General features: G+C 65.8%; 17 protein-coding genes. 5 read left to right on the top strand and 12 right to left on the bottom strand.

Features of this window, described 5'->3' with window-relative positions; translation table 11 throughout:
* Positions 1–5: 5 nt before the first annotated feature.
* Genes mutL through IB242_RS08695 form a run of 3 tightly spaced genes read left to right on the top strand, consistent with a single transcriptional unit; the run spans position 6 to position 3,723 of the window.
* Positions 6–1,832: a DNA mismatch repair endonuclease MutL gene (gene mutL, locus IB242_RS08685; RefSeq protein WP_192279243.1), complete on the top strand. Its 1,827-nt coding sequence runs from the start codon at positions 6–8 to the stop codon at positions 1,830–1,832.
* Complete coding sequence (locus IB242_RS08690) at positions 1,829–2,764, top strand: DUF1684 domain-containing protein (protein ID WP_225540360.1); 936 nt, start codon at positions 1,829–1,831, stop codon at positions 2,762–2,764. Before mutL ends, IB242_RS08690 begins: the two co-directional genes overlap by 4 nt.
* 32 nt (positions 2,765–2,796) lie before the next feature.
* On the top strand, positions 2,797–3,723 hold the full coding sequence (locus tag IB242_RS08695) for a TraB/GumN family protein (protein WP_225540362.1): 927 nt from the start codon (positions 2,797–2,799) through the stop codon (positions 3,721–3,723).
* A 288-nt stretch (positions 3,724–4,011) separates the two neighbouring features.
* On the opposite strand, the gene IB242_RS08700 is transcribed toward IB242_RS08695, so the two are convergent.
* From IB242_RS08700 to IB242_RS08735, 8 genes are all read right to left on the bottom strand, one after another.
* Complete coding sequence (locus IB242_RS08700) at positions 4,012–6,831, bottom strand: TonB-dependent receptor (RefSeq protein WP_192278204.1); 2,820 nt, start codon at positions 6,829–6,831, stop codon at positions 4,012–4,014.
* A 309-nt stretch (positions 6,832–7,140) separates the two neighbouring features.
* Positions 7,141–7,569 carry an Rnf electron transport complex subunit RnfB gene (gene rnfB, locus IB242_RS08705; RefSeq protein ID WP_192278207.1) on the bottom strand — a complete coding sequence of 143 codons (429 nt, stop codon included), beginning with the start codon at positions 7,567–7,569 and terminating at the stop codon, positions 7,141–7,143.
* A 34-nt stretch (positions 7,570–7,603) separates the two neighbouring features.
* Positions 7,604–8,236 (bottom strand): HAD-IB family phosphatase, encoded by a 633-nt coding sequence (locus IB242_RS08710; RefSeq protein WP_192279245.1) that lies wholly within the window; start codon positions 8,234–8,236, stop codon positions 7,604–7,606.
* A gap of 275 nt (positions 8,237–8,511) precedes the next feature.
* The gene (gene metG, locus IB242_RS08715; protein ID WP_192278209.1) at positions 8,512–10,608 is read right to left on the bottom strand and encodes a methionine--tRNA ligase; all 2,097 of its coding nucleotides are present in this window, start codon (positions 10,606–10,608) and stop codon (positions 8,512–8,514) included.
* Positions 10,609–10,702: 94 nt separating this feature from the next.
* A complete protein-coding gene (locus tag IB242_RS08720; RefSeq protein WP_192278211.1) occupies positions 10,703–11,143 on the bottom strand; it encodes a DUF2147 domain-containing protein in 441 nt (146 codons plus the stop codon).
* Positions 11,144–11,260: 117 nt separating this feature from the next.
* Positions 11,261–12,028: a sel1 repeat family protein gene (locus tag IB242_RS08725; protein ID WP_192278213.1), complete on the bottom strand. Its 768-nt coding sequence runs from the start codon at positions 12,026–12,028 to the stop codon at positions 11,261–11,263.
* A 135-nt stretch (positions 12,029–12,163) separates the two neighbouring features.
* On the bottom strand, positions 12,164–14,170 hold the full coding sequence (locus IB242_RS08730) for a S9 family peptidase (protein ID WP_192278215.1): 2,007 nt from the start codon (positions 14,168–14,170) through the stop codon (positions 12,164–12,166).
* A 173-nt stretch (positions 14,171–14,343) separates the two neighbouring features.
* Positions 14,344–17,163, bottom strand: a complete 2,820-nt coding sequence (locus tag IB242_RS08735) for a TonB-dependent receptor (protein ID WP_192278217.1) — start codon at positions 17,161–17,163, stop codon at positions 14,344–14,346.
* A gap of 481 nt (positions 17,164–17,644) precedes the next feature.
* On the opposite strand from IB242_RS08735, the gene apbC reads away from it, so the two are divergent.
* Both apbC and dcd read left to right on the top strand, forming a co-directional pair.
* Positions 17,645–18,496 (top strand): iron-sulfur cluster carrier protein ApbC, encoded by an 852-nt coding sequence (apbC, locus tag IB242_RS08740; RefSeq protein ID WP_192279247.1) that lies wholly within the window; start codon positions 17,645–17,647, stop codon positions 18,494–18,496.
* Positions 18,497–18,981: 485 nt separating this feature from the next.
* The gene (gene dcd, locus IB242_RS08745; RefSeq protein ID WP_192278219.1) at positions 18,982–19,557 is read left to right on the top strand and encodes a dCTP deaminase; all 576 of its coding nucleotides are present in this window, start codon (positions 18,982–18,984) and stop codon (positions 19,555–19,557) included.
* Between the two features lie 369 nt (positions 19,558–19,926).
* On the opposite strand, the gene IB242_RS08750 is transcribed toward dcd, so the two are convergent.
* The 4 genes from IB242_RS08750 to IB242_RS08765 form a co-directional block, all read right to left on the bottom strand.
* A complete protein-coding gene (locus IB242_RS08750; protein WP_192278221.1) occupies positions 19,927–20,112 on the bottom strand; it encodes a DUF5668 domain-containing protein in 186 nt (61 codons plus the stop codon).
* Positions 20,113–20,449: 337 nt separating this feature from the next.
* Positions 20,450–20,617, bottom strand: a complete 168-nt coding sequence (locus IB242_RS08755; RefSeq protein WP_192278223.1) for a DUF5668 domain-containing protein — start codon at positions 20,615–20,617, stop codon at positions 20,450–20,452.
* 31 nt (positions 20,618–20,648) lie between these two features.
* Complete coding sequence (locus tag IB242_RS08760; protein ID WP_192278224.1) at positions 20,649–21,062, bottom strand: HIT family protein; 414 nt, start codon at positions 21,060–21,062, stop codon at positions 20,649–20,651.
* Entirely contained in the window at positions 21,059–21,772 is a 714-nt protein-coding gene (locus tag IB242_RS08765; RefSeq protein WP_192278226.1) for a dienelactone hydrolase family protein, read from the bottom strand. Before IB242_RS08765 ends, IB242_RS08760 begins: the two co-directional genes overlap by 4 nt.
* Positions 21,773–21,952: the final 180 nt, after the last annotated feature.

Genomic DNA, 21,952 nt, shown 5'->3' on the forward strand with positions numbered 1-21,952 from the left:
GACCCGTGCCGATCCGCCAGCTCCCCGACACCCTCATCAACCAGATCGCCGCCGGCGAGGTCGTCGAACGTCCCGCCTCGGTGGTCAAGGAACTGGTCGAGAACGCGCTCGACGCCGGTGCGCGCCGGGTCGATATCGACCTGGAGGAAGGCGGCGTGCGCCTGATCCGGATCCGCGACGATGGCGGCGGCATCGCGCCCGAGGAACTGCCACTGGCGGTCTCGCGGCATGCGACCAGCAAGATCGCTTCGCTCGATGATCTGGAAGCGGTGGGGACGCTGGGCTTCCGTGGCGAGGCGCTGCCGTCGATCGCCTCGGTCAGCCGATTCCAGCTGTCGTCGCGCCGCGCCGGTGACGAACATGGATCGATGCTGCATGTCGAAGGCGGGAAGGTCGGCCAGATCGAGCCGAAGGCGCAGCCACCGGGCACCACCGTCGAGGTCCGTGACCTGTTCTACAACGTGCCGGCGCGGCGCAAGTTCCTGCGTGCCGAGCGCACCGAACTCGGCCACATCGAGGAATGGCTGCGTTCGCTTGCGCTGGCGCGGCCGGAGGTCGAGCTGCGGGTCAGCCACAACGGCAAGCCCTCGCGCCGCTACCGTTCCGGCGTGGACACCTCGGGCGAACGCCTGAACGAAACGCTGGGCGAGGACTTCGCGAAGCAGGCGCTGCGCGTCGATCACGCCGGCGCCGGGTTGCGCCTGTCCGGCTGGATCGCACAGCCGCATTACTCGCGCGCCAGCGCCGACCAGCAGTACGTCTACGTCAACGGACGCGCCGTGCGCGACCGCAGCATCGCGCACGCGGTGAAGCTGGCCTACCAGGACGTGCTGTTCCATGGCCGCCAGCCGGCCTATGTGCTGTTCCTGGAACTCGATCCGACCCGGGTCGACGTCAACGTGCATCCGGCCAAGCACGAAGTGCGTTTCCGCGACGGCCGCCTGATCCACGATTTCGTGTTCCGTACGCTGCAGGAAGCGCTGTCGCATACCCGCGCCGGGCAGACGCCGACGCCGGAAGAACTCGCCCCGCCGTCGATGCCGCATGCGGCTGACGGCGATGCGACGCGTTCACCGGCCGCGTGGATGCCGCAGTTGCGCGAACAGGCGCCGCTGGGGCTGCGCGTGGAGCAGGCACCCGGCGCCTACGCCGCGCTGTACGCGCAGCCGGCATCGGCCGCGGTACCGGCGCAGGTGGCCGCGCCGGCCTGGACCCACCAGCCGCTGCCCGACACCGCCGATGGCGAGGTGCCGCCACTGGGCTATGCGATCGCGCAGCTGCACGGCATCTACATCCTGGCCGAGAACGCCGATGGTCTGGTCGTGGTCGACATGCACGCCGCGCACGAACGCATCGGCTACGAGAAGCTGAAGCACGCGCACGACGGCATCGGCCTGCGTGCGCAGCCGTTGCTGGTGCCGATGGCGCTGGCGGTCGGCGAACGCGATGCCGACGTCGCCGAGCGCGAGGCTGCGACGCTGGCCGAGCTCGGCTTCGACATCACCCGCAGCGGCCCACAGACGCTGGCGGTGCGCAGCATCCCCGCGCTGCTGGCGCAGGCCGATCCGGAAGCGCTGCTGCGCGACGTGCTGGCCGACCTGCGCGAGCACGGCCAGACCCGGCGCGTGGCGGCCGCGCGCGACGAACTGCTGTCGACGATGGCCTGTCATGGCGCGGTACGCGCCAACCGGCGCCTGACGCTTCCTGAAATGAACGCGCTGCTGCGCGACATGGAAGCCACCGAACGCTCCGGCCAGTGCAACCACGGCCGGCCCACCTGGACCCGTTTTGGACTTGGAGAGATCGACCGATGGTTCCTGCGTGGGCGATGAGAGGGCTGCTGCCGGTGCTCGCCGGCCTGCTGCTGGGCGGATGCGGCGAGCGTGCCGCGCAGGCGGCCGCTGACCGGCCGGCGCCGGTCGATGCGGCCTTCGTGGCGGCCGAGCAGGCCTGGCGCACCTCGCGCCAGGAGGACCTGCTGCGGCCAGATGGATGGACCAGCCTTGCGGGCCTGCACTGGCTGGATCTGAAGGCGCACTACATAGGCAGCGGAACCGCGATCGGCAACGGCGTGCGCTTCGCGTTCGGGCCACCGCGGATGGGCATGGTGGCGCGCGATGCCGCCGGGCAATGGTCGTTCACCCCGGAGGCCGGCGTCGCGCTGACCTACAACGGCCAACCGCTGAAGGGGCGCGTGCCGCTCCACAGCGATCACGACGCCACGCCCAGCGTGATCGGTTTCGACGAGGGCAGGGGCCAGATGACGCTGCTGCTGCGCGGCGACCGCCACGCCTTGCGGATCAAGCACGCCGATGCGCCGGGACGGCTGCAGTTCGCCGGCCTGCAGTACTGGCCGGCCGATCCGTCGTGGCGGATCACCGGTCGTTTCCTGTCGCATCCCGCGGGCAAGACGCTGCCGATCGCCGACATCATCGGCATCAGCAACGACTCGCCCAATCCGGGAGCGGTCGAGTTCGAGCGCGATGGCCGGACCTATCGTCTCGAAGCCCTCGGCGAACCGGGGCGGAGTCTGTTCTTCGTGATGGCCGACCGGACCAGCGGACACGGCAGTTACCCGGCCGGGCGTTTCCTCGAGGCGGACTGGCCCGGTGCCGGTGGCGAGGTGGTGCTGGATTTCAACCGCGCCTACAACCCGCCGTGCGCCTTCACCCTGTTCGCGACCTGCCCGTTGCCGCCGCCGGAGAACCGGATCGACCTGGCGGTGACGGCCGGCGAGAAGACCTACTCGGCTCCAGGGCATTGATGCCGGCACGGCCGGCGGCGAGGACGACACCGATGATGAAGAGAGCCACGACCTGGATGACGCGGCGGATCGTACTGGCGCTGCTGCTGATGCTGGCCGGACTGACGGCCGCGCAGGCCCAGCCGCCGGTGCCGCTGCTGTGGAAGGTGTCCGACGCCGACAACGCGGTCTATCTGCTCGGCTCGTTCCATCTGCTGCACGCCGACGACTATCCGCTGTCGGCCGATGTGGAGGCCGCGTTCGCCGCGTCCGACAGGCTGATGTTCGAACTTGCGCCCGAGGAGATCGAGGCGCCCGATTTCGCGCTGACGCTGATGCAGGCCGCGCGGCGCGAAGGCCCGGGCACGCTCGAGGACGATCTCGGCCCGATCCTGTGGGCGCGCCTGGAAGGGTATGCGGATCGGAATGGACTGCCGTTGGCGCAGCTGTCGGCGTTCGACCCCTGGTTCGTGGGCATGAGCATCACGATGACCGAAATGGGACGCCAGGGGCTGGATCCGGCGCTTGGCCTGGATCGTCATTTCATGCGCAAGGCCGCTGCCGCCGGCAAGCCGGCCGCCGGGCTGGAGAGTGCCGCCGAGCAGATCGCGGTGCTGGCCGACATGGACCGCCCGGCGCAGCGCCAGCTGCTGGCCGAGGCGCTCGACCAGGCCGACGACGGCGCGACGCAGACCACCGCGCTGCATGACGCGTGGCGCCGTGGCGATGCCGACGCGCTGTGGACCGGCACCGCGCTGCAGATGAAGCGCGAGTATCCGGCCCTTTACCGGCGGATCAACGTGGAGCGCAACCAGGCCTGGGTGCCGGCACTGGAACAGGAACTGGCGCGCACCTCCGGCGACACCCTGGTGGTGGTCGGTGCACTGCATCTGCTCGGCGAGGATGGCGTGGTCGCGCTGCTGCAGGCGAAGGGTCATACCGTCGAGCGGATCTGCTCGGCGTGTGCCCCGACGAGGTAGGGCAGCACCGCCCCCGCGGTGCGAATGGTCCAAGGATCCATGACGGTGTTCGCACGGCTGCCGCCGATGCCGGGCCATCCGTCGTCCATCCGCCGGGTTCTTCGGACCGTGCATGGGGTAGGCCACCCGCAGGAAGCGACGTAACCAACCGCTCGCACGAATCGTCGCTGCCGCATGAAGTTCTCTCGCAACGGCCGACATCATGAAGCGGGGTGCGGTGCGGGTGCGAAATCCGGATGGAAAGAGCCCCGCCTTCCGGCGGGGCTCTTCTGCTCATCGTGCTGCGGCTCAGCGGGCGCCGAAGCGGTAACGGGCCTCCATGTAGATCGCACGTCCGTACGCGCTGTATTGAGCGCTGTTGTACGGCTCGCCGCTGGTGCCGGGGAAGGTCCTGTCCTCCGGCGGCATGTCGTTCAGCAGGTTGCTGACCGACAGCGACAGATCCAGCTGATCCAGCGCGGCGTAGCTGACGCTGAGGTTGTACGTCGTGAAGCCGCCGAGCTTGCCTGCTGCACCGGTCGGATCGTCGTAGGTCTCGATCAGGCGTGCACGATAGTTCGGCGTGTGGCCGATCCGGTTCGCATACAGGGTGGTGCTCCAGTCGCTGATGCGCCAGTTGAGCGACGCATTGGCCTTGGTCTTCGGGTCGCTGCTCCAGCCCGGGTTGCGCAGCAGATCGATCGGCGCGTCGCCGTCGAACGAGGTCAGCTCGTGCTTGAGGTTGTTGGTGTACGAGCCACGGAACGTCAGGTCGCCGTACTGGCCGATGTCCAGCGTGTAGTTGGCGGCGACGTTGACGGCTTCCAGCACGCGCTTGGCTTCGTTGACCTTCGGCGTGTAGATGTCGGTGATGTAGCCCAGCGAATCACGCGTGATCTTGGAAAGCGCGTCCACGCAGACCGGAGACGCGATGTCGTAGCCCGCCGCACCGGTACGGCAGAACATCTCGCGCAGCGCCAGGCCACGCGCATCCTGCGAGGCGACCTCGTCGCGGATGTCCCAGCGGAAGTAGTCGGCCGTCAGCGAGAACGTCGGCACCGGCGCCCACACCGCGCCCACGTTCCAGACGTCGGCATTCAGCGGCTGAAGGGTGCGGCTGCCCTCGGTCGTGCCGAAGTACTGGCTGTCGGAATACTCGGCAGGGCACTGGTCGACGTTGGCCGGACCGAAGCCGAGCAACTGGCAGTTGTAATAATCGGGTACGAAATTGTAATAGCCGCTCGCTGCCTGGAACTGGTCGGCCAGCGTCGGTGCCTTGAACGCGGTGCCGTACTTGCCGCGCAGCAGGAAACTCTCGACAGGACGGTACTCGAGGCCGATCGAATAGGTTGACTTGTCCACGTTCTCGGCGCCAACGGGTTCGAAGCGATCGAAGCGCCCGGACAGCGATGCCGTCAGCTGGTCCAGCAGCGGCAGGCGCAGCTCGGCGATGGCGGCCATGCGGTCGCGCTCGCCACCACCATCGACCGACGTGGTTCCCCACACCTCGCCATCCAGCAGGCGCTGATCGGGACGGTAGGTCCACTCTTCCTGGCCGTACTCCATGGCCAGCGCCAGTCCGGCGCTGCCGCCCGGCAGGCTGAACAGGTCGCCGTTGGTCACCTGGGCGCGCAGCATGTCGTTGCTGGTCTTGCTGCGGGTGGTGGTGTAGCCGGTGAAACTCGCGAGGTCCTCCGGGGACATCAGCGTGTAGAAGGCCGCATAGTCCGGACGGTACACGTCGTACTCGCCGTAGACCGGGTCGAGCCCCAGCGACGGACCCAGGACGCGTTGCTGGAAGTACGCATTGATCGGATCGGCGAAGCGGGCAAAGGAGTTTTCGCGCAGTTCGTAGCGGGTCGAGGTGACGCCGACGTCGTAATCCCAGTTCGACGCACCGAAGGTGCCATCCACGCCAACCGTCAGCTGCCAGGACTTGGTCTTGTCCTGGCTCATGGTGTTGCGGAAGCCGCCAGGTCCCATTTCCTCAGGCGCGAACGCGCGCTGCAGATTCAGGAACTCGCCGAGATCCGGATCGTAGTAGGCGCCCATGCTGGACTGCGTGCCCCACCAGGTGTAGCCGGAACCAACGTGGTACTTCACTTTTTCCTCGTTGTACAAAGCATCCGCGTACAGGCGTGCGTTGTCGTTGAGGTCGTAAGTCAGGTGGGTATAGACCTGTCCGGAGTCCTTGGAGTTCTTCAAGGTCCGATAGCCCGGCGTGTACATCGACCCACAGTAGGTCCCGTCGCCGAAGTTCGGACCCGGGCGCGTCTGCTGCTCTACCGTTCCACCGAACGCGTCGGCGAGGTTGGCGCAGTTTGCGGGATCAAGGAAGTTGTAGCCCGTGAACGGGCTGTGCACCAGCCAGTCGCGGCTGGCCACTGGTGCGGAGCTGCCGTTTGCGTAGAAGCGACTGGTCAGGTCCCGCTGGGACGCCCAGATCGGTTCGCTGCTTTCGTACTGCGCACCGAACACGCCATTGAGTCGCCCCTCGGCGGCGCTGAAGCCGGTCGCGAAGGTCACACGACCCGAATCGCCGCCTCCATCGGTGAAGGTGCCCGCGCGCACGCTGATCGTGGTCGCATCGACATTCTTCTTCAGGATGACGTTGATCACGCCCGCGATCGCATCCGATCCGTACAGCGACGACTGGCCACCGGGCAGAATCTCGATCCGCTCGACGAGGTCGACCGGAATGCCGCTGATGTTGTTGAACGTATCGCTGCCGTTGTAGAGCGCGGGATAGTCCGCCATCGGGCGGCCGTTGATCAGGTACTTGGTGTAGCTCGGCTTGAGGCCGAACATGCTCGCCGCTTCCGCACCCTGGGTGAACGAAGCGGAAGACTGGCTTCCCTGGACGCCGCCGGTGGCGAACGAAGACTGCTGCAGGACCTCGGCGACGCTGGAGAAGCCGCGGCCCTGGATGTCTTCGGCCGAGATCACGGTGATCGGAACGAACGTCTCCTTCTGCGTCTGCGGGATCAGCGAGCCTGTGACGACGACGCGATCGAGGTCGGAGACCGGTCCCTGCTGTGCGAGGACGCTGCCAGAGAAGGGGATGGATGCGGCAAGCAGGGCAACCGTCAGTCGATTGCGACGGGGGGAGCCGGTAAAGCGTACGAACATGGAAGTTCCCGAGTGTTGCGAATGAGGTCTTCCCCCGAAACGCGCGATGAACGCGTCTGAGAGGACTCGGGAACCTAACATGCCGTCAACGCTCGCCGCATGTGAGGTCGAATTCAGCTTTGCCACCATCTGTGAGTGTGAAATGCCTGTAAAACAAGCACTTTCAGTAATCAAGATTTCACATGGGTGACTGCTTGCTGAGTACTGGCGTCAATTCTTGTGCAGATGAGCGGCGGAGTTAAGTTGCTTTCATGAAGCCTTCAAGCAGAGGAGAACTTCACTTGATGCCTCACCGGCCAGGACGTGCGTTCAGCGTGCGATCGGATGCAGCACGATGCAGTCCACAGGGCACGCGGGTACGCACAGCTCGCAGCCGGTGCACAGCGGCTCGAGCACCACGTGCATCAGTTTCGGCCCACCGATGATCGCGTCGACCGGACACGCCTGGATGCACTTCGTGCAGCCGATGCAGTCGGCTTCGACGACCGCGGCGACCTGGGCCGGCTTGTGCAGGCCGCGGCCGCGGTCGTAAGGTCGCGGCGCGACGCCGAGCAGCCGCGCCAGCGCGTGCGCACCCGTGTCACCACCTGGAGGGCAGTGATCGGGACCGGCGTCGCCAGCGGCCATCGCCTCGGCGTACGGGCGGCAGCCGTCATAACCGCACTGGCCGCACTGGGTCTGCGGCAGCAGGCGGTCGAGGCGTTCGATCCGGTCGGCGATGGTGGAAGGCTGGGTCATGTGCGGAAGAGATGGCGTGCGGCCGCCGCCCGGATTATCGCCCGGGCCAGGGATGAAGGCGGCGACTGCGCGAAGGGCCATGGATGCAAACGCCGCGATGCCACCGTTCATGCGCCAGCGCGAGCATCGGCCGATCCTCGAGGCTGTCGCCGTAGGCGTGGATGCGGCCGTAGTCCGACAGGGAATAGCGTGCATGGATGTCGGCGGCCTTGTGTTCGCCGCGGTCGCCGCCCTGGTAGCGTCCGCTCAGGCGCCCATCGATGACTTCGAGCCGGTTGCAGATCAGCTCCAGCCCATGCTGATCGCACCAGGGACGCAGGTAGGCATCCAGCGACCCCGACACCATCACGAGCGTGTCGCCGCGTTGGCGATGCCAGGCGATGCGTTCCATCATCTGCGGGCGCAGCAGGCCGGGCAGCGCCTGCGCGGCATAGCGCAGGCCAGCCGCGGCGATCTCATCGGGATCGCGGCCGGTGAAGGCGAAGCGGGTCACCCGCACGCGCAGCGCCGCAGCCGTGACAAGACCACACCGATAACCGAGCACCCACGGCGCCACCTGCCACTTCGCCGCGGCCAGTTGCTGCGGCGTGGCGATGCTGCGCAGGAAGCCGGCATAGGTGTCGCGGTGGGTGACCGTGTGGTCGAAGTCGATCAGGGCCAGATCCATCGACGATCCTTCTGGAGGTGGCGTGGGCGGCCTCGACGGGCGGCGGAGAAGGGCTCGGTCGGTGGCCAGTGCTGCAGGTACATCTGCAGTCAGGATCTGTCGTGCTGCCGAGGTTCCGGGCCGGCATTGCCGCATGCCAGTGCCTCAGCTACCGACCAGCGTGGCCCGCAATCGCGTCGTTGCGGCGAGCGCGCAGCATGCCTGCGTCGGGCACAGCGCAGGCTGCCGTCCTGCCCCGGCTGTCATGCCGGGCAGGAACAGGAGCCGTGGTGCGCTCAGCGCACCGGCATGCCGGGCTGCGCAGCGGCATCGGCGTCCAGCAGCGCCAGCGCGCCACCGTCGAAGCCGGCCGACAGGATCATGCCTTCGCTGAGGCCGAAGCGCATCTTGCGTGGGGCGAGGTTGGCGATGAACACCACGTTGCGGCCGACCAGCTGCTCCGGCTCGCCGTAGCTGGCGCGGATGCCGGAGAAGATCTGGCGCTGGCCGAGATCGCCGGCGTCGAGCAGGAAGCGCAGCAGCTTGTCCGAGCCGTCGACGAAGCCGCACTCCAGCACCTTGCCGATGCGCAGGTCGAGTTTCGCGAAATCCTCGATGCCGATGTAGGCGGGCGCATCGGTTGCAGCGGCAGGCGTTGCGGCCTCGGGCTTCTTCGCCTCGGCGGGCTTGGCCGGTGCGGTGGCGGGAGTGGCGGCGAGGGTGTCCTTGGAAGCGTCGGTCATGGCGTCGATGGATTTCGGGTCGATACGGGTGAACAGGGGCGTGTAGGCGGCCAGGGTGCGGCCGTCGAGTGCGGCGCGCTGGCCGGGCGCCAGTTCGACACCCAGATAGGCTTCGACCTTGGCGATGGTGGCCGGGATGATCGGCTTCAGTGCACCGGCGATGTCGGCGAAGGCCTGCAGCGCGGTGCCCAGCACCAGTTGCAGGTCGGCGCGGCGGGCCGGGTCCTTGGCCAGCGCCCACGGTGCGGTGCGGGCGATGTATTCGTTGGCCAAGTCGGCGGCGGCCATCGCACTGCGCGCCACGGCACCGTAGTTGTTCTGGCCATAGAGCTCGGGCACCTTGTCCAGCGCGGCGGCGACGTGGGCCAGCACGGCCTGCGCGTCCTCGTGCCAGCCGGCGCTCAGGTCTTCCCGTGCATCGAGCTGGCCGACGGCATTGCCGAAGTGGGTCTCCAGCAGCTTGGCGCTGCGGCTGGCCAGGTTGACGAACTTGCCGACCAGGTCGCTGTTCACGCGGGCGACGAAATCGGACAGGTTCAGGTCCAGGTCGTCGACGCCGCCGGAGGACTTGCAGGCGAAGTAGTAGCGCAGCGCATCCGGCTCCAGACCCGCGTCCAGATAGGTGCGGGCCATGATGAAGGTGCCGCGCGACTTGGACATCTTCGCGCCGTCGACGGTCAGGTAGCCGTTGACGTGCAGGCGGGTCGGCGCGCGGTGGCCGCTGCCGTGCAGCACGGCCGGCCAGAACAGGCCGTGGAAATTGACGATGTCCTTGCCGATGAAGTGGTGCAGTTCGGCGTCGCTGCCGGGCTTGAGGAAGGCGTCGAAGTCGGCGCCGTTCTTCGCGCACAGGGTGCGGAAGCTGCTCAAGTAGCCGATCGGTGCGTCCAGCCACACGTACAGGTACTTGCCCGGCTGGCCGGGAATCTGGAAGCCGAAGTAGGGCGCATCGCGGGAAATGTCCCAGGCGCGCAGGCCGCCTTCGGCATCCAGCCATTCGGCCAGCTTGGCCTTGACGCCGGGCAGGGCGACGTCTCCGCCCAGCCACTGCCGCAGGAAGCCGTCGAACTGGCCGACCTCGAAGAAGAAGTGTTCGGAGTCCCGCATCTCCGGTGTCGCACCAGACAGCACCGAGCGCGGCTCCTTCAGGTCGGTGGGCGCATAGGTGGCGCCGCAGACCTCGCAGTTGTCGCCGTACTGGTCGGCGCTGCCGCAGTTCGGGCAGATGCCCTTGATGTAGCGGTCGGGCAGGAACATGCCCTTGGCCGGGTCGTAGAACTGGGCGACCGAGCGCCGGCTGATGTGGCCGTTGGCCTCCAGCCGGGCGTAGAACTGCTCGGTGAGTTCGCGGTTGGCCTCGGAGTTGGTCGAGTCGTAATGGTCGAAGGCCACGCCGAACGCGGCGAAATCGCGCTCGTGGCTGGCCTGCATGCCGGCGATGAAGGCTTCCGGGGTGACCCCGGCCTTCTCGGCGGCCAGCATGATCGGCGTGCCGTGGGTGTCGTCCGCGCACACGTAGTGGACCGTGTCGCCGCGCATGCGGCGCGCCCGCACCCAGATGTCGGCCTGGATGTAGCCGACCAGATGGCCCAGGTGCAGGGGGCCGTTGGCGTAGGGCAGGGCGTTGGTGACGAGCGCGGAGCGGGACATGGCGGTCGGTCTGCTGGGGGGCGGCGATTATCGCATGGCCGAAACGACGCGACCCGGCCGGAGCCGGGTCGCTGGGACCAGCATGTATTGCTGTTTACTGGCGCAGCCAGGTCTGCGACTTGCAGATGAAGGCGATGCAGCCGGAGACCTCCAGCTTGGCGCCGCCGTCGATCAGCTCCATCTTCGACTTGTAGACCTTGCCCTCGTCGGGCTTGAGGATCGTGCCACCGGCGTACTTGCCGCCACCTTCGGCCTTCATGCCGCGGATGATCTCCATGCCGGTGATCGGCTTGTCCTTGCGGTCGTCCTTGCACTTGTCGCAGGTCGGGTTGGGCTTGCTGGGATTGATCAGCTCGACGATGCGACCGCTGAGGCTGCCATTGGCCGCCTGACTGATCTCGACGATGGACTTCGGCTTCCCGGTCTGGTCGTCGATGGTTTTCCAGCGGCCGACGGCCGGGTCGGCGGCGGCGGCTGAGCCGGCCGCGAACAACAGCGCGATGCCGGCCAGCATGGTGAAACGGGTGCTGCGCATATCCCCTCCAGGATGTCAGGGCCCGGACACGTGTCCAAGCCGTGCCATCAACTCTAGCTCAGCAATCGGTGGGTGCCTACGCCTGCGTATCGTCATTGGCTCCCAAGACATCGGTCATTACGTTGGAGGAGTTTCCGGCTCGGGCGCATCGATGGCCGGCTTGGTCTGTGGCACCCGACTGTTCATGATCTCCAGCTCGCCAACATCGACACGGCCGACACGGGGCTTGGCCCAGATGGAGTCGTTCCATGCGCGATACTGGACAGGATCCCAATAGCGCTCGTCATAGAACTTTGTGCCATCGATCTGCTGTGTCGTGCCGCCAGGGCCAGGTGCGATGATCTGCACGCTGCCCGTAAAGCCGGTGCGACTACCCACCTGCTTCTTGCGTTCACGCCGGAGCAGGGCTGCAAGCCGTGGCTCCGCTGCAGCGTCTCCATAACGTGCGTAGATCTCCTGGCCAATCTCGATAGCGCGCGCGCGTTCGTTGTCGTCCAAGCCTTCCCAATAACGTTCACGGAGGATCAGAAAACCCTCGTAGCCGCGTTCAGCTGCAAGGTCCATCCAGGCATATGCGGCGGGACGGTCTTGCGGAACGCCCTGGCCGCCCCATAGCATCTCAGCCACCATCCCCTGGGAAGGTTTGTCGGAGTACCAGGCGGCGCGCTTGAAAAACGCCATCGCGTCCTCGTGCTTCCCCGACTTGAGGGCATCCCAGCCCACCATGCGAAACCGCATGTCTGGATGAGAGGAAAGGAAGCCAGCGCTCATTATGGCGGGATCCTGAGTGGGATCCGGCGGGGCAGGATTGGCCGCGAACGCTACAGGCATGGACAGTGCTGCTAGCAGCACCCAACCAGTCGATCTTCCTTGCTTGCTGATCATTGAGGCTCCTTGGTGGCGCAAACATTTGCTGGGCCGCGCATCGTACGTTGCCGATGAGCATGCTGGGCACTGCCGTAAGTCACTCCTACCCCGCCGCGCAACCCGGCTATAGGGGTGCCATCTGGTGACACCTCCTCAGTTGGCCTTGGTCGGTGCGCCGACCGAGACCTCCCCACCAATATGGCGGCTGAAGAAATCAAGCATCTTGGTGTACAGATTGACCCGATTCTGGACGTCGTAGAACCCGTGCATTTCCCCGGACTGGATGATCATCCCCTCCGGCGGATTGCCCGCCTCGATCAGCGCCTTGTTCATGAGTTCCGTCTGTTCGGGAGGTGTGCGCTCGTCACGTGCACCGGCGGCCAGATAGACCGGGATCTTCACCTCTGCGGCACGTTGGGCAGGAGAATTCTCGGCCCAGGTCTTGGGATCGGTGCCATGTGTGCGACGCAGGTAACGCTGGCCGAAATCGCTCTGCGGGATATCGCCGCGTTTGAACATCATGTCGATGTCGTAAACGCCAACGTAACCGAACGTGCATTGAAACAGGCCCGGCGCGCGTATCGGCGCCATCAGCGATGAGTACCCGCCGAAGCTTCCGCCATAGATGCAGATGCGCTCCTTGTCAGCGTGACCGTTCTGGATGGTCCATTGAGTTGCGTCGATGATGTCGTTCTGAATGCCTTGCCCCCATTGCTGGTGACCCGCGTCCTGGAAACCCTGCCCATATCCGCCGGAGCCGCGATAGTTCACCTGCAGGACGGCATAGCCGCGGCTCGCCAGCAACTGGGTCTCCCAGTTGAACCGCCAGGAATCGCGAGGTCCGATCGGGCCGCCATGCGGATTGACGATGAGCGGGAGGTTTTTGCCATCGGAACCGTTGGGAATGGTCAGGAAGGCATGGATAGTGGTTTTCCCATCACGGGACAGGAAGCTGAAAGGCCTCACTGATGCCATCTTCTCCTTGTCCAGCTGCGGCCGGCGCTGCATGAGGAAACGGGCTTTGCCCGTGTCACGGTCGTACAGATAGAGCTCGCCGGGATTCCTGTCGCCATCGACCGAAACCACGATCTTGCGCCCGTCCTGCGTATGGCTAGAGAAATCCACCATTTCACCAGGGAAAGCAGCCGCGAGGGATGCATACAGCTTTGCATCTGGATGGGAGTCATCGATCAGCGAGACGCTTGGTGCGCCGGCTTCGGTCACCACGCCGATGAGTGCGTTCTCGTCGGTCGACCAGATGAGGTTACTGATGTCGGCGACGGGGTCCTGGAAAAGCTGCTTGAACTGCCCGCTGGCGACGTCCAGCGTACCGACTGCTGCCGGAGCCTTGTTTTCACTCTGCGTCGCATAAACGGTGCCGTCGGCAGCAGTGTGTTCGACGGTCAAGTGCCTTCCATCCGTCTTGGAGGCATTCAAAAGCGTCCAGCTGAGGCCATTCAACTGATAAAGCTCGGTACGTTCATCGTACCTGCCTTCTTCATCGCGACTGGAGGAGCAAACCGCAAAGCGCGGGTTCTTATCAGTGTCCAAGGTGATCCTGCAGTTCTCCTTGGGGGCGCTCGCAAGCGAAGTTCGGCGTCCGCTTACAGTATCCATCCTGACAACTTCCGTGCCGAAACCTTCGCTTGACCTCTGTGATGTCACCTGCATGATGACGTTCTGATCGTCATCCTTGAGCGTATCGAGCAATGAAAAGCGCTCCGCACCGACGGTCTTCCCCCGCTGGGTCGCGCCACGGGTTCCGTAGAAGATCAGAGGGCGGGGCTGGGAGCCATCGGCATTGACAGCAAACCACTCGCCAGTCGCGAACGGTTGCGCGTAACCGCCCATTTTCCTGACCGCGTTGAACATCAGCCGCTCCGGACTGACCCAGTAGAAGCTACCCACGCTTTTCTTGTCAGGGAGCTGATTGATCTTGATGACTTTGAGATCGTTATCATCGATCCGCAGTATGGTCAGTACGTCCTGGTCGCCGCGATCAACCGTGATCGCCAGGTGGCGTCCATCCGGCGAAATCTTGGCTGTGCCATAACTGGGATGCTTGGCGAACTCATCAATCGGAATTCGAGGTGTGGAGGCTGGTGCGCTGCCGCAGTACAGGCCTGCAGCGCAGATCACAGCAAAACGGCTGAGCGTCATCGTCGGTCCCCATGGTGTTGGTCAGCTCCGTGGCCTGTGCGTAAAGCACGCTCCTTGGCCCTGGATGCGCCTGCATTCTCGCACCATCCGTCGTGCGCTGGATACTCGGCGGAATAAAAAAAAGGGCCCGGTTTCTACCGGGCCCTCTCGATGTCCTAACGCCTGATCTTCGATCAGAACTTGTAGGCAACGCTCACGTAATAGCTGCGGCCATACGGATTCGAGCCACCATACACGTTGAAGAACGGATAAGCGGCCGAAGCGTCGTATCGATACTGGTTGTCCAGCAAATTGACCACGGTCAGCTGCGTCTCCACGCTGGTGCCGAACTTCTTTCCAACCGTCAGGTTGTAAAGCATGTAAGGCGGCAGGCGACGCGGCGAGAAGCCACCCGCAGTGTTGGTGAAGTCGGCATTGGCCGAGTTGCGGATGGTGCCCCAGCGCGTGCCGAACAGCGTGACATTCCAGTCGTCCCTCTGCCAGCCGACAGAACCACGGACGCGGCTGCGGGTGTCGTACAGGCTCGGGGTGTCTCGGTAATCGACCAGCTCATCTTCCTCGAACTGCTTGTACTTGTCGGTCAGCTTCAGCGAGTAGCCGAGGTCAAACGTGAAACGTCCCAGGCGATCGGTGTCCAGGCGGTACCGATATGCCGCATCGATACCACTGGTGTCGGTCAGTGCAGCGTTGATGAAGGCCGAACGCACCTGCTCGATGCGACCGGTCTGCGGGTCGCCACCGCGAACCACCAGGTTATACACGTTCTGGCAATAAGCCGAACTGGAGGCATTCGGATACTGGCGGCCATCCGGGTAGACGCCAAGACGGCAGTTGGCTTCATCCTCAAGAAGCGTTGCCGCCGAGAGCAGCAGGGCCTGGTCTTCCAGCTTGATGCGGTAGTAGTCAACGGACAGCGACATGTTGTCCATGATGTCCCACACAAAGCCGGCACCGAACGACTTGCCGTTCTCCTCTTCCAACAGGCTGTTGCCCGCGGTCACGGTCTGCAGCTGATAGATGGTCGGATCGCCAGCCACGTTGCACTGGGCGATGCTGCGCGGACCTTCGCCCTCGGCCACGCCGACGCCGGCCCGGCACGCGTAACGATCGACGTTGTTGGCGAAACCACCGGCACCTTGTGCGTACACCATCTGCATGTCGGGAGCGCGGAAGCTGGTGGCGTAGCTGCCGCGGACCAGCAGGCTGTCGAACGGACGCCATTCAAGTCCGAACTGCTGGGTCACCGCGTCGTCGACCGGTGCCAGATCGTCGTACTTGTCCCAGCGCGCAGCCAGTTGCGCGGTCAGCGAGTCCAAGATCGGCACGCGGACCTCGAGGCCAGCCGCATAGCGTTCACGCTTGCCGTGGGTGGCGCCCGAGCCGCTGAGGCCAAAGATGGTCTGGTCGTCGATCGGGCGATTCGGGTCCAGGCGCGGATCGCCTTCCATGTCGATGGTCTGACGGTTGTACTCGAGCACGCTTGCGAAGCTGACGGAGCCTGCCGGCAGCTCGAACAGATCGCCAGACACGACGAAGTTGGCCGTCGCGGAGCTCGACTCCGAATCGTCGCGGATTCGTGCCGTCACGCTGTCGCGCATTTCGGGGGTCCACGGCGCGAGGTAGCGTTCGAGATTGAGGTTGTAGATCGGGTAGCGAGTCCCGTTGGTGTGGGTGTGCCATCCCAGCTGGTCGCCAAGGAAGTAATCATGCACGCCCTTCGCGAACAGCTTCGGGCGATCGCGTTCGTACTCGTACTTGGAGTAGGCTGCGGTGAACTCCCAGTCGAAGCGGTCTGCAAAGGTGCCAAGAACGCCCGCGGACACCTCATAGGTCTGTTCGTCGTACGTCGTCACGCCCGAGTCGAGGCCGCCGATCTCAAACGGCTGGAAAACACGCTGCAGGAAGGTGATGGCACCAAACTGCGGATCGTAATAGCCGAGCGCCTGGGATCCACCGCCGGTACGCAGGAACGGATCGCTGGACGTGCTCCAGAACTCAGTGCCGTTGCTGGACGTTGCTTCGCTCTTGTAATAATTGACGCTGCCGAACAGCTGCGTGCTCTCCGTCAGATCGAACGTGCCATAAGCGTAGGCAGCATAGGCGTTGTCCTTGTTCTGAATGCTCTGCGCGCCGTTGCTGGTGTAGGAGCCGCAGTAGGTACCGCGTTGCGCCGTGGTCTTGGTTTCGAAGCCGAACAGATCACACACCGCCTGGCCCGGATAGTAGAGCGAGGTGGTGGGAGCAGTGACAGTCGCATTGGTGCGCAGAATCGCGAGCGAGAGCCCAGGATTGGTAAACTCCGGACCCAGAGGACCATTGCGCGTGTCGGCCATGAAATCGCGCTGCGTGCCGTAGATCGGCTCGGACGCACCATACTGGAACGCGTAGGTGGTGCTCCAGCGATCGCCCGTCTTGCCGCCGGTGAACTCCAGCTGGACGTTGTCGCCACCGCCGGCTTCAGTGGTCCCGGTGGTCAGGCGAACCTGATGGCCATCATAGTTTTCGCGCAGGATGATGTTCACGACACCTGCGACAGCATCGGATCCGTAGATGGCGGAGGCGCCGCCGGTCAGGATTTCGACGCGCTCGATGATCGCGGTCGGAATGCTGCGAACGTTGACGACATTGTTGTCGCGGTTGTACGTGGTGGGGTACATCGCCGGACGACGGCCATTGATCAGCGTCAGCGTATAGCCCGGACCCATGCCGCGCAGGTTCACCACCTGTGCATTCGGAGTAAACCCGCCGACAGCCAGGTCACCGGTGAACGAGCCGCTGCTGTTCTGGTTCAACGACTGCAGCATGTCGCCCACGGTCTGGAAGCCTTCGCGGTCGATGTCGGCACGCGTGATCACGGTCACGGGAGCCGGACCTTCGATCTCTGAACGCTTGATGCGCGAACCAACCACCGAGACGCGATCCAGGTTGGTGGCGCCTTCAGTTCCCGAGGTGGACTCGCCGTCCTGAGCCAACGCGAAGCCGGTCGGGAGCATCAATGTGGCAACTAGGGCCGCGGTGAGGCGATTGCGCTTGTGTATCTGATTAGGTGTCACGGATTGGTTCCCCTGGATCGATGTAAGGACTCGTCCTGAGTCGAAGTCTGAATGAGGCCGCAACGAGAGCGGCCTAGGTCGGAACTTAACATGGAATTAATTTCGTGTGCATCACTTCGTCACATGGCGCTCATCCAGGGAAAATGAATAGGTCCGCATCGGTGAGACAATGGGACTCCTAGGAGTTGTCGAGACTTGTATGAATAGCCAGTCCTCGTTACGGGTGGCCTTGGAAGACCTGCAGACAATGGGAGGCACGAAGCTGGCCCCACCTCTCGCCAGATGGGAGGTCACGGAGCTAGCGCCGCACAGTGCCCGTGTGACGCTTCATCTCGGTTGGCCCGCCGGCGACCTGGCTGAGCGTGTGTTGGTCGAAGCTGAAGCTGCCGTATCAGAAGCCGGACTTGGGAGGCTGCATGGGATAGAGATCCGTACCCGCATCGCCGCCCATCAGCCCCAGCCAGGCCTGTCGCCGGCCCCCCGGGTGCGCAACGTGATCGCGGTTGGCTCGGGCAAGGGCGGCGTCGGCAAGTCGACCACGGCGGTGAACCTGGCGCTGGCGCTGTCCCAGTTGGGCGCGCGGGTCGGAATCCTGGATGCCGACGTGTACGGGCCGAGCGTGCCGGCGATGCTGGGTCTGTCGGGCCGGCCCGACAGCCCGGACAACAAGTCGATCGAACCGATGCGGGCGTTCGGGGTGGATGCGATGTCGATCGGATTCCTGGTCGACCAGGACACGCCGATGATCTGGCGCGGGCCGATGGCCACCGGTGCGCTGACCCAGCTGTTCACCGACACGCTCTGGGGCGACCTGGACTACCTGCTGGTCGACCTGCCGCCGGGTACCGGCGACATCCAGCTGACGCTGGCACAGAAGATTCCGGTCGCCGGCGCGGTGATCGTGACCACGCCGCAGGAGATCGCGACGCTGGATGCCCGCAAGGCCTTGAAGATGTTCGAGAAGGTCAACGTGCCGGTGCTGGGCATCGTCGAGAACATGGCCATGCATGTCTGCTCGAGCTGCGGCCATGTCGAGCATCTGTTCGGCAGCGGCGGCGGCGTGGCGATGGCCGAACAGTACGGTGTGCCCCTGCTGGGCTCGCTGCCGCTGGACGTGCGGATCCGCGAGCAGGGCGACGCGGGGACGCCGATCGTCGTGGCCGAACCGGACTCCGCGCTGGCCCAGGCCTACCGGGCGACGGCGCAGACGATGGCCGTGCATCTGGCGCAGCGGCCGCGTGCGGCAATTCCGATCTCGGCCTCGCTGGGCTGACCCAGGCGAGGCCGCGAAGCGTCCCGGGGGGGGGGCACTTGTCGTTGCGGCCCGTGGCGGCGGCGCGTCTGGTGATGCAGTGCGCTGCGATTGCGGCGCCTGGTCACTGCCGGAACGAGTGGATGGAACCGGCACGGGCATGCGAGGTGTTCTCGCCGGGCCCCGGTCGTGCACGCCATGACGCGTGGGCGGCCTCTGGCCGGAGCACCCGCTGGCTCGCGGAGGTGAGGCGGGTCGGTTCCCGATGCGGAGCGCCGTGAGCCGCTGCCACGTGGTGGCGCCGTGGCGGTGGGCCCCGATCCGTCGTGCGGGCGTCAGGTCTGGCCTGGCAGCCGGCGACGCCCGCGATGTGCCGGACTGCCGACAGCTGCATCGGTGGTCAGGAGGCTGCATGCGAGCCTGTCCGCTGTACTCCCGAGGTGTGCAGCAGCCGGATGCAGCTCTACAATCGCCGGATTGGGTGAAGGGCCCGCAGGGAACATCGCATGAGCATCAAGAGCGACCGCTGGATCCGCCGGATGGCCGAGCAGCAGGGCATGATCGAACCGTTCGAGCCGGGCCAGGTGAAGCATGCCGCCGACGGCCAGCGCATCGTCAGCTACGGCACCTCCAGCTACGGCTACGACGTGCGCTGCTCGCGCGAGTTCAAGGTGTTCACCAACATCAACTCGACGATCGTCGACCCCAAGCACTTCGACCCGAAGAGTTTCGTCGACATCGAGGCCGACGAGTGCATCATCCCGCCGAACAGCTTCGCGCTGGCGCGCACGGTCGAATACTTCCGCATTCCCCGCGACACGCTGGTGGTCTGCCTGGGCAAGAGCACGTATGCGCGCTGCGGCATCATCGTCAACGTGACCCCGCTCGAACCGGAGTGGGAAGGGCACGTGACCCTGGAGTTCTCCAACACCACGCCGCTGCCGGCGCGCATCTACGCGAACGAGGGCGTCGCCCAGATGCTGTTCTTCCAGTCCGATGCCGACGACGTCTGCGAGACCTCGTACAAGGACCGGGGTGGCAAGTACCAGGGCCAGACCGGCGTGACCCTGCCCCGGACCTGAGCGGCACGCTGGGGCGGTTTCGCCGTCGATGGCTGGAAAAGGCGCGGAGATTCCGCGCCTTTTTTGTGTGGGCCGGTCTGCCGGCGCATGCGCGTGATCGCGTCGGAGGACGACCGCGTATCGCTGCCCCTTCACGTGTCCGCGTCGATTTCCATCGGCGGTCGGTCGGCCTGACGCGGTGCCGTCTCCGCGCCCGCGCTGCGGCACGATGGTGCCGGTGGCCAGCGCCGAGAAGACGTTCATCGGGCCCTGTCGGCCGGCCCCGGCCAGACGCTCAATGCGTTGCCAGAACCGGCCTCGGCCGTGACTGCATGTGCCGTGCGTGCCGTCGGCAGCATCCGGATCCCGATCCCGACGGGGCATCGCCGATCAGCAGTGCCTGCTGGCCGGATCGGCGGGCAGCAGCAGCTTGCCGATGCCGGCGGCGATCAGGAACGCCGGCCACCAGGTCGCCAGCAACTGCGCGGCATCGATGCCGGCCACGCCCAGGTTGTCCAGCAGGAACAGCGTGCCCAGCACGATCAGGACCAGGGCGGGAATCAGGCGGCGGTGCATTGTGGCGTCCTCGGGTGGTGTGACGTCATGGTGCGCCCGCCGTCGGGCTGGATCAGGTGCCGGAAGTCAATTTCCGGAGGCGACGGTCGTCATGTGTGCGCGGCCGGGTATCGCGAGGCAGCCGCGCGCCCGGATGCAGGCCGACGCACGGCGCGGTCGGACGTGGTTGCCGGCGACGGCCGGGGAGCGCAGGTCCACGGATGAGCTCCCTTCCGTGAAGGCCTGCGCTGCGGGGTCCGCAACGCGGCGGCAGGAAAAGCGCACATCGCCTGTCGTCGAGGATGGCTGCGCCTGATCTGGCGCCTGAAGATGGTCGCCGTGTCGGCGGCCGGGCGGCCTACTTGCCGCGCTTGAGCAGCATGCCGACGCCGACCGCGACCAGGATCGCGGGCCACCAGGTGGCCAGGATGTTGCCGATGCCGCCGTCGATCCAGCCCAGGTTGCGGGCCAGGAAGAACAGGCCGACGCCGATCAGGATGAGTGCGGCAAGCAGGTTGGAGCTCATGGGGATCGGCGGGACGGCAGCGGTGGGATGCCTATGCTAGCCGCTGCCGCCAGCGTTCGGTAAGGGCCGCCAACGCGTCGGGGGCATGCCGCTGGGCCGCGCCGCTGCCCCAGACCGGACCCGGCCAGGCCGGGTCGCCCGCATGCCGGCCGACGATGTGCACGTGCAGCTGCTGGACGATGTTGCCGAGCGCGCCGATGTTGAGCTTCTCCACGCCCGGTTCGCCACGCAGCAACTGCGAGACCTGGTTCAGCTCGGCCAGCAGCAGGCGCTGCTGCTTGCCATCCAGGTCGATCCATTCGCGCGCGCCGTCGACGCGCGGCACCAGCAGGAGCCAGGGGAAGCGGGTGTCGTCCATCAGGCGGACCTGCGACAGCGGGCCATCGGCGATGAAGATGCTGTCGGCAGCCAGGCGCGGATCGGGCTCGAAGGGAGTGACGGTCATGCCAGGTGTTCCTCGAAAAAGGCCAGGCTCCGCCGCCGGGCCAGGTGTGCGCTGTCGGGATGCCAGGCACGGGGATCGACGTCGCGGTTGAAGGCGTGGCCGGCAGGGTAGACGAACTGCGGCATCGTCGGCAGGCGGGTGCGGTGGGAGGCAATCGCCGCCTCCGGGATCGATGCGTCGTCCTGGCCGAAATGGAACATCACCGGCGCCTTCGGCTGCTGCAGGAACGCGGACGATTCGGCATCCAGTGCGTCCATGACCTGCACGTTGCGCGCGCCGTAGTAGCTGACCGATGGCAGTCCCAGACGCAAGGCCGCCAGCAGCGCCACGCTCCCGCCCCAGCAGTAGCCGACGCTGCCCACCGCGATCGGTGCCTGCCGCGCGGCAAGGTGCGCACGCAGCCAGTCGGCGGCGGACGCGACGATGCCGGTGGCCGCCGCCAGACCAAGCGCGCCGACCAGTTCGCGGCCACGGGCGAAGCCGGCTTCGCTGTAGTCCAGTTCGACGCCGCGCTCGATCGGGTCGAAGAACGCAGGCGCCAGCACCGCGTAACCTTCCGCGGCATACCCGTCGGCCACCGCCCGCATGTGCGCGTTGACGCCGAAGATCTCCTGGATCACCACCAGGCCGCCTCGGGCCGGGCCGGTCGGATCCGCCTGCCAGGCGCCGATGCGGCCGCTGGGCGTATCGAACTGCAGCCACTGTCCCATGGAGTCGCCTCGCTGTGCCGGGTAGGGCGGCCATTATCGGCGGCTGGCGTTGCAGGGCAGTGAGCGGCGGACCCCCGGAGCTGCCGTGGCCGCCGGAGCCGCGCTCGGCACCGGTGGCACCACATTGGAGTTCCATCTGGTGGAACGTGGACATGGACGGTGCGGCGGGGATGTCGGCGC

It is taken from the genome of Xanthomonas sp. XNM01 (assembly GCF_014851915.1).
Lineage (GTDB): Bacteria > Pseudomonadota > Gammaproteobacteria > Xanthomonadales > Xanthomonadaceae > Pseudoxanthomonas.

Bases quoted from the DNA above. Each gene is read 5' to 3' on its own strand.
- IB242_RS08720 (WP_192278211.1), bottom strand. From the start codon at position 11,143: ATGCGCAGCACCCGTTTCACCATGCTGGCCGGCATCGCGCTGTTGTTC.
- IB242_RS08730 (WP_192278215.1), bottom strand. From the start codon at position 14,170: ATGACGCTCAGCCGTTTTGCTGTGATCTGCGCTGCAGGCCTGTACTGC.
- IB242_RS08755 (WP_192278223.1), bottom strand. From the start codon at position 20,617: ATGAGCTCCAACCTGCTTGCCGCACTCATCCTGATCGGCGTCGGCCTG.
- IB242_RS08710 (WP_192279245.1), bottom strand. From the start codon at position 8,236: ATGGATCTGGCCCTGATCGACTTCGACCACACGGTCACCCACCGCGAC.
- IB242_RS08690 (WP_225540360.1), top strand. From the start codon at position 1,829: ATGAGAGGGCTGCTGCCGGTGCTCGCCGGCCTGCTGCTGGGCGGATGC.
- IB242_RS08735 (WP_192278217.1), bottom strand. From the start codon at position 17,163: ATGCTCCCGACCGGCTTCGCGTTGGCTCAGGACGGCGAGTCCACCTCG.
- IB242_RS08765 (WP_192278226.1), bottom strand. From the start codon at position 21,772: ATGGGACAGTGGCTGCAGTTCGATACGCCCAGCGGCCGCATCGGCGCC.
- IB242_RS08760 (WP_192278224.1), bottom strand. From the start codon at position 21,062: ATGACCGTCACTCCCTTCGAGCCCGATCCGCGCCTGGCTGCCGACAGC.
- dcd (WP_192278219.1), top strand. From the start codon at position 18,982: ATGAGCATCAAGAGCGACCGCTGGATCCGCCGGATGGCCGAGCAGCAG.
- IB242_RS08700 (WP_192278204.1), bottom strand. From the start codon at position 6,831: ATGTTCGTACGCTTTACCGGCTCCCCCCGTCGCAATCGACTGACGGTT.
- rnfB (WP_192278207.1), bottom strand. From the start codon at position 7,569: ATGACCCAGCCTTCCACCATCGCCGACCGGATCGAACGCCTCGACCGC.
- IB242_RS08750 (WP_192278221.1), bottom strand. From the start codon at position 20,112: ATGCACCGCCGCCTGATTCCCGCCCTGGTCCTGATCGTGCTGGGCACG.
- metG (WP_192278209.1), bottom strand. From the start codon at position 10,608: ATGTCCCGCTCCGCGCTCGTCACCAACGCCCTGCCCTACGCCAACGGC.
- IB242_RS08725 (WP_192278213.1), bottom strand. From the start codon at position 12,028: ATGATCAGCAAGCAAGGAAGATCGACTGGTTGGGTGCTGCTAGCAGCA.
- IB242_RS08695 (WP_225540362.1), top strand. From the start codon at position 2,797: ATGATGAAGAGAGCCACGACCTGGATGACGCGGCGGATCGTACTGGCG.